This is a genomic window from Acinetobacter sp. SwsAc6 (genome assembly GCF_013391565.1).
GTDB lineage: Bacteria > Pseudomonadota > Gammaproteobacteria > Pseudomonadales > Moraxellaceae > Acinetobacter > Acinetobacter cumulans.
The window spans coordinates 79,758-91,153 of sequence record NZ_JACAXE010000012.1 but is presented as its reverse complement, the minus strand read 5'-3'; the positions used below and the strand labels follow the sequence as shown (position 1 = coordinate 91,153).

At 38.4% G+C, this 11,396-nt stretch carries 8 protein-coding genes and 1 pseudogene; 2 read left to right on the top strand and 7 right to left on the bottom strand.

Annotated features, from left to right (window positions below; all coding sequences use genetic code 11):
* Both HYG93_RS19240 and HYG93_RS19665 read right to left on the bottom strand, forming a co-directional pair.
* A partial coding sequence (locus HYG93_RS19240) for a hypothetical protein (RefSeq protein ID WP_218646810.1) occupies nt 1–918 on the bottom strand: 918 nt, incomplete at its 3' end.
* Nucleotides 919–1,559: 641 nt separating this feature from the next.
* Nucleotides 1,560–1,625 (bottom strand): annotated as a pseudogene (locus tag HYG93_RS19665) (hypothetical protein); the annotation flags it as partial.
* 243 nt (nt 1,626–1,868) lie between these two features.
* Between HYG93_RS19665 and HYG93_RS19410 the strand changes: the two are divergent.
* A complete protein-coding gene (locus HYG93_RS19410; protein ID WP_227865792.1) occupies nt 1,869–3,737 on the top strand; it encodes a hypothetical protein in 1,869 nt (622 codons plus the stop codon).
* Between the two features lie 38 nt (nt 3,738–3,775).
* Here HYG93_RS19410 and HYG93_RS10095 read toward each other — a convergent pair whose 3' ends face one another.
* From HYG93_RS10095 to HYG93_RS10075, 5 genes are all read right to left on the bottom strand, one after another.
* Complete coding sequence (locus HYG93_RS10095; protein WP_106985697.1) at nt 3,776–4,927, bottom strand: helix-turn-helix transcriptional regulator; 1,152 nt, start codon at nt 4,925–4,927, stop codon at nt 3,776–3,778.
* A gap of 260 nt (nt 4,928–5,187) precedes the next feature.
* On the bottom strand, nt 5,188–6,822 hold the full coding sequence (gene groL, locus HYG93_RS10090) for a chaperonin GroEL (protein WP_178962454.1): 1,635 nt from the start codon (nt 6,820–6,822) through the stop codon (nt 5,188–5,190).
* A gap of 60 nt (nt 6,823–6,882) precedes the next feature.
* Nucleotides 6,883–7,173: a co-chaperone GroES gene (gene groES, locus HYG93_RS10085; RefSeq protein ID WP_005008328.1), complete on the bottom strand. Its 291-nt coding sequence runs from the start codon at nt 7,171–7,173 to the stop codon at nt 6,883–6,885.
* 179 nt (nt 7,174–7,352) lie between these two features.
* On the bottom strand, nt 7,353–8,132 hold the full coding sequence (locus tag HYG93_RS10080) for a metallophosphoesterase (RefSeq protein ID WP_178962453.1): 780 nt from the start codon (nt 8,130–8,132) through the stop codon (nt 7,353–7,355).
* Nucleotides 8,113–9,051 (bottom strand): diacylglycerol kinase family protein, encoded by a 939-nt coding sequence (locus HYG93_RS10075; protein WP_178962452.1) that lies wholly within the window; start codon nt 9,049–9,051, stop codon nt 8,113–8,115. Before HYG93_RS10075 ends, HYG93_RS10080 begins: the two co-directional genes overlap by 20 nt.
* Before the next feature lie 411 nt (nt 9,052–9,462).
* On the opposite strand from HYG93_RS10075, the gene HYG93_RS10070 reads away from it, so the two are divergent.
* A complete protein-coding gene (locus HYG93_RS10070; protein ID WP_120365070.1) occupies nt 9,463–11,292 on the top strand; it encodes a phosphoenolpyruvate carboxykinase (GTP) in 1,830 nt (609 codons plus the stop codon).
* Nucleotides 11,293–11,396 lie beyond the last annotated feature (104 nt).

Genomic DNA, 11,396 nt, shown 5'->3' with positions numbered 1-11,396 from the left:
ATCAATAAAACCTGTAGATTGACCATTCTGATCCACAAATTGAACCGTAGATGTATTTAAACCCCTCAAGTCCATCTGGTTAATTCCTGTTAAGGTACCATTTACTTGTAAATCACCTGTGGTCAGTTTACTTGCTGTTAATTCATTAATATTAGCGGTATTTATAATTGCATTGCCATTCAAATATAAATTTGACGTGCCATTATAACTATCAATAAAACCTGTAGATTGACCATTCTGATCCACAAATTGAACCGTAGATGTATTTAAACCCCTCAAGTCCATCTGGTTAATTCCTGTTAAGGTACCATTTACTTGTAAATCACCTGTGGTCAGTTTACTTGCTGTTAATTCATTAATATTAGCGGTATTTATAATTGCATTGCCATTCAAATATAAATTTGACGTGCCATTATAACTATCAATAAAACCTGTAGATTGACCATTTTGATCCACAAATTGCACCATAGATGTATTTAAACTTCTTAAATCCATCTGATTGATTCCCGTTAAAGCTCCATTTATCTGTAAATCACCAGTGGTCAATTTACTTGCTGTCAATTCATTAATATTGGCTGTAGTTATATTTGCATTGCCATTAAGTTGCAAATCAGTATGGCCATTTTGACTATAAATATAACTACCATCCGATTGACCATTTTGATCCACAAAAGATAGGCCAGTTGCACGCAAATCGTTAATATTCATTTGGCTTACACCAGAAAGTGTGCCATTAATTTGTAAATTATTTGTTATTAATGTCCCATTAATATTTGTATCATTTAAATTAGAAGTCCCAGATACAGTATTATCTCCAGATAAATATAAATTTGTTAGACCATTATAATATTGGATCGCACTTCCCGCATAATTCCCATAATCATCGGTAAAATACACATTTTGAACAGTTTGGGTCACCGTGTTTTGCGATGTGCTAGATACACCTCCATTAACATTAATAGTATTAGCTGTAAGGTCATTAGCATTAATTAAATTCGCTGCTATTAATCCTGATGAGTTTATGTTATTTACAGTCAGCTCTGGTGTCTAAATATAGTTAGGAGCTATTACATCATCTTGCACAGTAGCATTTGCTATACCTGCATAGCCATAGATAATATAGAAAATAGAAGCTGTTAGGGCTGTATATTTATATTTCATAAGGTTCACCTTTCTTGACATTTAGTTTTTATTCAAGAAAAAATCCTATACTCAACAATGTTCCGTAATACATCCCCATTTAAGGATATTTTTATTTTAAATAATCTTTTTAAAGCTTTTTTTTCAATACAATTTCATAACCATTAGTAAAAAAAAATTTATAACCCCTATCAACAAAACAAAATTTTAAAAAATAAGTATATTTTTTAAAATTTCTTTTTACTAACTTGTAACGTATTTTCATAACATAAATAAATTTTAAATATAAAAAATCCCCGCATTTGCGGGGATTTTTTTGTTTAATCCAAATGTATTTACGGGTAATTATTTACCGCCAAATACATAAGAAAGACCTACACGACCACCAACAACACCAATTGCAGCGCTAAGTGAAGTACGGCCATCACTATAATAGCGAGCACACCTGCAAAAATTGGACGTTCAATAAAAAATTTTGACAGCATAGAACAAGATCACTTTCTGGTGGCGATTGGGCTTAAACACGCAATATTTTTCTTCAAATTAACATAGGCGAGTGGATCTTCCGTGACTGAAAATCAAAAAATTATACTTTTTCACAAAAATATTGTTTTTTCTTCATTTTTTCTCACAGATTTTGTATTTGACCTCCCAATTTTGGGATAGCTCCTAGATTCATCTTATTTCTATACTTCTGACATAACAATTTGGATGACAAGGAATTCATGATGAAAAAAACCTTATTATGCTTAACTTTAGCAGGCTTACTCAGTGCATGTGGCGGGTCAGACAATGATTCTGGTAGTTCTGCTCCCCCACCATCAAACACCACAAAAACTGGCGTACTGACCGATGGGCCTGTGAGTGGTGCAACTTATACAATTAATGGTGTCTCTAAACGTACAAATGCTCAAGGGGAGTTTGAATATCAAGAGGGTGATGAAATCACTTTCTCCATCGGAAATATTGAAATTGGCACAGTGATTGGTGCTGATCGTATTACCCCTGTGGAGTTAGCTGATGATGTAACAACACGAACAAATTTACTTATTTTTTTACAATCTTTAGATTCTCAGGGGGGGCATGACGATGGTATTCAAATCCCTGACTCAGTGAGTCAACTCCCTGCAAACTCAATTGACCTCTCTAAACCAACAACTGAATTTATTACAAGCTTTCAACCTGTTCTACAAACAATAGAAGATTTTAAAGATAAAGTCGTAGTTAGCGCAACAGAAGCACAAGCTAACTTTAACCAAACACTACTCAAAGATATCGTTGGGGTTTGGTATGCGAAAAATGCTGACTCAGAAATCGTACTTCAAGTAACCTCAGACGGGAAATACCTGATTGGCGAACCTATTGTTAGCTCACCATCTGATAGTGCAAATGGCATGGAGTATGGTGAATTATCGGTAAATGCTGTTGCTGGAGATTTATGGGCGCAATCTTCAATTGATACAAATGAAGATTGGGGCTTAACTGATTCTGGAAAAACACGTGATATGAAAATATCATTTGATGGTACGCAGTTAAAAATTTCTGAAGCTCAAAACCCTAATGAAAGTGCAACATTTACTAAAGTCCCTCAAAACAATTCGAGCATTGCCGGTGCTTGGAACTCAAGTTCAGGCAAGCAACTATTTGTTTTCAATCCAGATAATAATACCTATATCATGGTTGATGCTGTTGGGGACGATCAAGTGGAAGTTGGAGAAATGCCTTGTGGTGGACCAGGTATCGAATATGGTAAATATCGTGTTCAAGATGGAAAGTTATTCGTAGATAATATCCTGATCGATACAAATGGCTGTGCAGGCTTATCTGACAATAGTGCAAACTCAAGCTCAGGTCTACCAGTCACGGTTAATTCGACATCACTTACACTCCACGAACCAAATGAAGGTACATTTATACTCACAAGACCCAATACAGAAGGTGCTACCACAAGTAGCGCAAGCCAATTCTATAAAGATATTGCTGGAACTTGGGAAATTGGACGTACCAATGCATCTGCTGTTTTATTACATATTTTACCCGATGGACGTTATGCTCTGGGTGAAGCAGATGTAGCTGATGAAACAGGGAAGCCTGGTATTGAAATCGGACAATTAAATTGGAATGCTTTAACCTCAGCGCTGAACCCTGTAATTTCCATAGATACAAACGGTGACTACGGGCTTTCACATCCTGACAATGATGGTCACCACCGCCTAAGTTATAATGGCACAGATCTAGTGCTGACTGATGTAGGAAGTAATAGCACCTATATTTTAACTAAAGTAAAACAATCATCAGGTCTAGTTGGCACTTGGCAATTTAATCAAACTCACTTGTTTGCTTTCTTTGACACAGGATTCTATTTCTTGTTAGACACCGAAGGTGATTGCGATAACCCAGGAATTGAATATGGTAAATATTCAATAACATCCAATACACTTGCCGTAACAGAAGTGTTATATGACACCAACGGTTGCGGTGGATTACATGACACTTCGGATAGCGCTAAAGTTAATGCAACTTATAGCATCTCCGGAACAAGTCTAACCTTGCATCCACAAGGCGAAGACACTATTACCCTACAACGTAGTAACTAAACATATTTTAAAGCTGCCTAAGCAAAATTTAGGCAGCTTTAACCAATATGCTCAAAATGAATGGTACAACCCATTAATAAATGCATGAGTTCAATTTGCGATTTGCATTGGGTTTTTTCATAAATATTTTTAAAATAAGTGCGCACCGAACTGAGCGTAACTCCACAATGTTCCGCGATTTCTTCTAACTTACAACCATTCAACAACAACTCACACAGCTCAAACTCACGTTTAGACAATTGATAAGCTTGCTGCAAATAGGCTTTTGACAAGGCATAGTGCTGATGCTTATCGGTCAGAAATACCGCAATTTGATGTTGTCCTGCATTTTGATGCTGCATATTTTTTAATTTAGAACAAGGTACGATAGTCAGCATTAATTGTTTTCCTTTCGCATCTGACAAAGACAATACACCGCCTACATCTGCGTTTAATGCCGACTGTCCCAACAACGCTGAATGTAATAATTGATCTAAACGACTTTGATCATAAGCATGGGTTTTTAAACGATTATACAAGTCCAAATCTAAACATGAATCGTGTTCCAGCATGCTTTGAGCTAAAGGGTTTGAATAAATCAAACTCAGCTGATGATCAAGCAAAATTACACCTGTTTTTAAATGATCGAGCACACTATACAAACTTAAATTTTCTTGTTTAACCAAACTAAATTGACGATGGATTTGTAAGGCACGGCGCAAATGCACACCCAAATGCTTTAAAAAATCCAACTCTTTTTGTTGATACGGCGCTACATCTGGCGCACGATGTAATCCTAAAACTGCCCAACGATGTGAACCCTGATCGAGCAAAACAGCCGAGATATAACTAATTCCCGTCGGATTCAAACACCGTTCATAAAAGATATATTCATCACTTTCAGGGTTTTCCCCATAATGCGATAAATCCGAGCTCGCTACTTGCCCCACACCTAAATTTTCCCACAATACTCGGTGTAACTGCATGTCAATCACGCGAATCCGCTCATCACGATAGGCATGCAAAGCTTCATCTGGAATATTGTGACTAAATAAAAAATCGTAACTTGGACTAAATTGATCTAAGGCAGTAAAAATGGCGGTTTTACTGTCTGTATATTGAACAATTTTTTCAATTACTTGCGGCCATAAATTCACATCTACAGCGGCATCATAAATACTGCCTATAATTTCGTGTTCTCGGTTATCCATTTTTATCCCCTTTATGCCTACTCCAGCCTGCATTACATTTATTTAATCATTTGTTTTTATTATTGTTCTAAACAAGAATAATAAGTTTTATTCACAAAAAAAAGTAGTTTAGATACATATCACACATTTAATACGTAAATAAAAAATAGCTAGGTGATTTTGTCTTTTCACGTGTGCAATCTCTACATTACAAAAACTGCGCCATAAAAAAACCCCGTATCTGACGATACGAGGTTTTTGAAGTTTGGGTACGCTGAGGTTTACATCATACCGCCCATACCACCCATGCCACCCATATCTGGCATTGCTGGCTTGTCTTCTGGGATTTCAGTAATCATACATTCAGTTGTAAGCATAAGACCTGCAACAGATGCAGCATGCTCAAGCGCAGAACGCGTTACTTTAGCTGGGTCAAGAATACCCATTTCAAGCATATCGCCATACTCTGAAGTTGCAGCGTTATAACCGAAGTTACCTTCACCGTTTTTCACAGCATTGATTACAACTGATGGCTCATCACCAGAGTTTGCAACGATTTGACGAAGCGGCGCTTCAATTGCACGACGTAGAATGTTGATACCAACATTTTGGTCATCGTTTGCACCTGTAACACCTTCAAGTGATTTAGCAGCACGTACTAGTGCAACACCGCCACCCGCTACAACACCTTCTTCAACTGCAGCGCGAGTTGCGTGAAGTGCATCGTCAACACGGTCTTTCTTCTCTTTCATTTCAACTTCAGTTGCTGCACCAATTTTGATTACAGCTACACCGCCAGCTAATTTAGCTACACGTTCTTGAAGTTTTTCTTTATCGTATTCTGAAGTTGATTCTTCAATTTGCGCACGGATTTGAGTTACACGCTCAGCGATTTGAGCAGCATTACCAGCACCATCAACAATTACAGTGTTTTCTTTAGAAACAGTTACTTTATGCGCTGTACCTAAATCTTGAAGAGAAGCTTGTTCAAGTGACATGCCAACTTCTTCAGAAATCACAGTCGCGCCAGTTAAAATCGCGATATCTTGAAGCATAGCTTTACGACGATCACCAAAACCTGGTGCTTTAACCGCACATACTTTGATAATACCGCGCATGTTGTTCACTACAAGTGTAGCCAACGCTTCGCCTTCAACATCTTCAGCGATGATAAGAAGTGGTTTACCTGTTTTAGCAACAGCTTCAAGTACAGCAATCAATTCACGGATGTTGCTGATTTTTTTGTCTACAAGAAGGATGAATGGGTTTTCAAGTTCTGCAGTTAACGTATCTTGTTTGTTTGCAAAGTACGGGCTGATATAACCACGGTCAAACTGCATACCTTCTACAACGTCAAGCGAGTCTTCGAAGCCTGAACCTTCTTCAACTGTAATTACGCCTTCTTTGCCTACTTTTTCCATTGCTTGCGCAATTAAAGAACCCACAGTTGTATCAGAGTTCGCAGAGATCGAACCAACTTGCTCAATCGCTTTAGAGTCAGAAGCTGGTTTAGCTGTCGCTTTAATTTCAGCAACAACCGCTTTAACTGCGATGTCGATACCGCGTTTAAGATCCATTGGGTTCATACCAGCAGTTACTGATTTGATACCTTCGTTTAGGATTGCTTGAGCAAGTACAGTTGCAGTTGTTGTACCGTCACCCGCGATGTCATTGGTTTTTGAAGATACTTCACGTACAAGCTGAGCACCCATGTTTTCAAACTTGTCTTTTAGCGTAATTTCTTTTGCTACAGAAACACCATCTTTAGTGATGTGTGGCGCACCGAAAGAACGGTCGATGACAACGTTACGGCCTTTAGGACCTAAAGTTACTTTTACAGCGTCTGCAAGTACGTTTACGCCCGCGATCATTTTTGAACGCGCTGAATCACCAAATTTTACGTCTTTAGCTGACATGGTTTACTCCAAAATTTTTAATATATTTTTCAAATCGAATTCGGTTTGAGAGATCTAAACTTAGCCTTCAAGTACAGCTAAGATGTCAGATTCTTTCATCACAAGAAGTTCTTCACCTTCAACTTTTACTTTAGTGCCTGCATAAGCACCAAAAAGTACGTTGTCGCCTACTTTAACGTCGAGTGCGCGTACACCGTTGTCAGTTACTTTGCCATTACCCACTGCAATGATTTCACCTTGAGCTGGCTGTTCAGCAGCAGAAGTACTCAAGATTAAACCGCCAGCAGTTTTAGTTTCTTTCTCAACACGGCGGATAACAACGTTGTCATGTAAAGGACGAATCTTGCTCATTTCTAGCTCCATAGACATTTAAAAATGTCATTGATTACGATGTGAAGATGACTTCTTATTCCTAGGTCATCGACAAAATTTTGATATGACACTTTTGTGGGGATGGAAAAATCTGCTTCAAGGGCTAAAATTAAAAAAAGTGCTTTTTTTGTAGATTTTTTATGCAGTTTCAATCTTTTCTAAATTAAAGCTTCTAATTGTTGCGATAAACAAAACTGTTGGCTGGCCATATCAAAGACATAAGCTTGCATATTTCCGTGCATATCAAGAGTATTAAAACTATTGGCTAAACCATGATGTAATCGATGTGATGTCGCCGTTCCTGCATGAATCTCCCAAATGGGATGATCACAACCCAGCTGATAAATTTGATTTAAATCATAGCGCGCTACTTGATGTAAATGCCCATGTAATAGCCCATTTAATCCACTTTTAGCCCAAGTCTGTAAAGCCATGCGCCCGAGCACAGGACAATCTTTCAACGCTTCTTTCTCTTGTGGCGGTATATAAAATGGCTGATGTGCAACCACGTATTTAAGCTTTTGCTGTGGCGCTTGCTTAAGCAATTGATCCACTTCTGCAATTTGCGCCAAAGAAATATGTCCACGTGTATGGTAACGTCGACGGATGCTATTTACCCCAACAATCATGAAATGTTCTGTTTCTAGCGTTGTTTCCATATTGCCAAAAAAAAGTTGATAACGCGCAAATGGACTAATAAATCGATTCCACAAATGAAAGAGCGGTATATCGTGGTTTCCAGGCACCACCAAATACGGACGCTTTAAACTCTCTAAAAATTGTTTACACGCATAAAACTGCTGAAAACGTGCGCGCTGAGTTAAATCCCCACTCACAACAATAAGCTCAGGTTGATGCAGGGCACAAAAATCACCTAAGGCACGTATACATTCAGGTTGCTCTGTCCCAAAATGTAAATCAGAAAGATGAACTAACATTGGGCACCATAATCTTTAAGGCATGTTTATGTACCTTTATACATAAAGGTGGATATAACTCTTTAAGTTCCCCATCGACAGCCACGGTTAGTTTTTTACTATTTGCATGTATTTTGACTTCATCTGCAGCAAAGCTATAAACATCTGGAGTGTGTTCTAGGTTGCCACGAATCAGTTGCCACAGCATTTTAAACAAGCTGAGTTTATCGCTCTTAGCAACCACTACGCCTGCGACTTTGCCTAAAGCAGCCTGTTTTGCAATTTTTAAATTTAGATCTGCCAACTGTAGCTGATTATTACCAAAGAAAATCAGCGGTGTTTTAACAGGATAATAAATAGTATCCACTTCAATCTGTAGTTTTAATTCCTTGCGATCACGAATTAATACATCTAAGCCCGAAGTGTATGCATGTACTGGAAAGCGCCCAAAACGTTGATTATAAATTTCACGTTTTTTTATAAATAAAGGATATAACCCCAAACTCGCATTATTTAAATAAATATGGTTATTAATGCTGGCAACATGCGTTTCACGAATTAGCCCCTGCACAATAACTTCTGCAGCCTGTTTTAATTGCAGTGGTATATCCAACACACGTGCAACATAATTAAATGTACCTAAAGGCAATATTCCCATTGGAATTGACGTACCCATTAAGTATTGCGCAACAGCATTTAAGGTGCCATCTCCACCCGCAACCACCACAACTCCAGGATTATCAAGTTGTTGATGACGCGCTAACACATGCGACATGAAATTTGCAAAGTTTCCAAATTCACTAATTTCAAATGACTGTATTTCAAAATCATGCGCCGAGAAAATATGCAATATTTCCTCATATCCATCTTCTTTTTGATTGGCATGAAAACCTGAATTTTGATTATATATAATGGATAAAGGTTTCGTTTGTTTAGACATTTTTTATACGTCTCAACCCTGAATATTATTATTTTGTAGAATTTATCAACAATTAATAGCACCTTTATGTAAAATTCGAATTACCACCATTTATTTAATCAATAATATTTCCCAATTACAAAGCAAGTACAAGCCATTGTTTTATATAATTATATATAAAATAAATAATACCCATTAAAACAAAAAATATGATTAAAAAATAATTAAAATAACACAAGTTGTTGTTATTTAACAAAATAAATCATAAATAGCATTATCTACCAAATAAAATCTACCACTTCTTTAGTCTTATTTTTTTTATGAAATTATGCTTTAATAGCGCCACTTTTTTTAATATTTCATCTGCGCATTGTAACCCTTTGCACAGATTAGACTTTGTACAGTTTGTACACACTTTAGATAGGCCTCACCATGACCCAAGTGAACGCACCAGAATTCGTTCGTCACCCTAAGCTTATTGCTTGGGTGGAAGAAATTGCAAAATTAACCAAACCAGCAAAAATCGAATGGTGTGACGGTAGCGCAGAAGAATATCAACGTTATATCGACTTGATGATCGCTAACGGCACAATGCAAGAACTTAACCAAGAAAAACATCCTGGTTCTTACCTTGCTAATTCTGATCCTTCTGACGTTGCTCGTGTTGAAGGTCGTACTTACATCTGCTCTGAAAAGCAAGAAGATGCTGGCGCAACAAACAACTGGGAAGCTCCAGCTGAAATGCGTGCTCGTCTTAACGGTTTATTCGACGGTTCAATGAAAGGTCGTACTTTGTACGTAGTACCTTTCTCTATGGGTCCTTTAGGTTCTCATATTGCTCACATCGGTATCGAACTTACTGACTCTCCTTACGTTGCTGTAAGCATGTCTAAAATGGCTCGTATGGGTAAAGCTGTTTATGACGTACTTGGTACTGATGGTGAATACGTACCTTGCGTACACACTGTTGGTGCGCCACTTGCAGAAGGCGAAAAAGACGTTGCTTGGCCTTGCAACCCTGAAAAATACATCGTTCATTACCCAGAAACTCGTGAAATCTGGTCTTACGGTTCTGGTTACGGCGGTAACGCATTGTTGGGTAAAAAATGCCTAGCTTTACGTATTGCTTCTTCAATGGGTCGTCAACAAGGTTGGTTAGCTGAACACATGCTGATCCTTGGTGTGACTAATCCACAAGGCGAAAAACACTACATCGCAGCTGCATTCCCATCTGCTTGTGGTAAAACAAACTTTGCAATGTTGATTCCACCAGCTGGTTATGAAGGTTGGAAAATTGAAACTGTAGGTGACGATATTGCTTGGATCAAACCAGGTGAAGACGGTCGCTTATATGCAATCAACCCTGAAGCTGGTTTCTTCGGTGTAGCGCCTGGTACAAATACTAAGACTAACCCGAACTGTATGGCTACTCTTCACAAAGACGTTATTTATACAAACGTTGCTGTGACAGACAATGGCGAAGTATGGTGGGAAGGTCTTTCTAAAGAAGCGCCTGCTAACCTTACAAACTGGAAAGGCCAACCGCATACTGGCGCTGAAAAAGCTGCTCATCCAAATGCGCGCTTCACTGTTGCTGCTGGTCAATGCCCTTCTATCGACGCTGACTGGGAAAATCCAGCTGGTGTGCCAATTTCTGCGTTCATCTTTGGTGGTCGTCGTGCAGACACAGTGCCTCTAATTTCAGAAGCATTTGACTGGGTTGACGGTGTTTACAAAGCTGCAACTATGGGCTCTGAAACAACTGCCGCTGCTGTTGGTCAACAAGGTATTGTTCGTCGCGACCCATTCGCGATGCTTCCTTTCGCTGGCTACAACATGGCTGACTACTTCTCTCATTGGTTAGAAATGGGTGAAGAAGTTGCTGCTAAAGCAGAAGCTGCTGGTAACAAACTTCCAGGTATCTACAACGTGAACTGGTTCCGTCGTGATGCTGAAGGCAACTTCGTATGGCCTGGTTTCGGTCAAAACATGCGTGTTCTTGAGTGGATCATTGACCGCTGTGAAGGTCGTGCTACTGCAATTGATACACCAATCGGCCGTGTACCAACTTACGAACAGTTGAACTGGACTGGTTCAGACTTCACTAAAGAACAATTTGACCTTGTTACTTCTCAAGACAAAGATCAATGGATCAAAGAACTTGAAAGCCACACTGAATTGTTCAACAAGTTAGGTGACCGTTTACCAGCTGCGCTTAAAACTCGCCAAGACGAGCTTTTAGCTGCTGTTAAATCTGCTTAATCATTTAAGCGATTAAAAAAAAGACCGCTATATGCGGTCTTTTTTATTTTTATTAAATCTTTTACCATTAACTCTTATAAACCCAATTTAGTGATACAATTAAT

What these genes read in the sequence shown, in the direction of transcription:
- HYG93_RS19410 (WP_227865792.1), top strand. Translation starts at nt 1,869, where the DNA reads ATGAAAAAAACCTTATTATGCTTAACTTTAGCAGGCTTACTCAGTGCA.
- HYG93_RS10095 (WP_106985697.1), bottom strand. Translation starts at nt 4,927, where the DNA reads ATGGATAACCGAGAACACGAAATTATAGGCAGTATTTATGATGCCGCT.
- groL (WP_178962454.1), bottom strand. Translation starts at nt 6,822, where the DNA reads ATGTCAGCTAAAGACGTAAAATTTGGTGATTCAGCGCGTTCAAAAATG.
- groES (WP_005008328.1), bottom strand. Translation starts at nt 7,173, where the DNA reads ATGAGCAAGATTCGTCCTTTACATGACAACGTTGTTATCCGCCGTGTT.
- HYG93_RS10080 (WP_178962453.1), bottom strand. Translation starts at nt 8,132, where the DNA reads ATGTTAGTTCATCTTTCTGATTTACATTTTGGGACAGAGCAACCTGAA.
- HYG93_RS10075 (WP_178962452.1), bottom strand. Translation starts at nt 9,051, where the DNA reads ATGTCTAAACAAACGAAACCTTTATCCATTATATATAATCAAAATTCA.
- HYG93_RS10070 (WP_120365070.1), top strand. Translation starts at nt 9,463, where the DNA reads ATGACCCAAGTGAACGCACCAGAATTCGTTCGTCACCCTAAGCTTATT.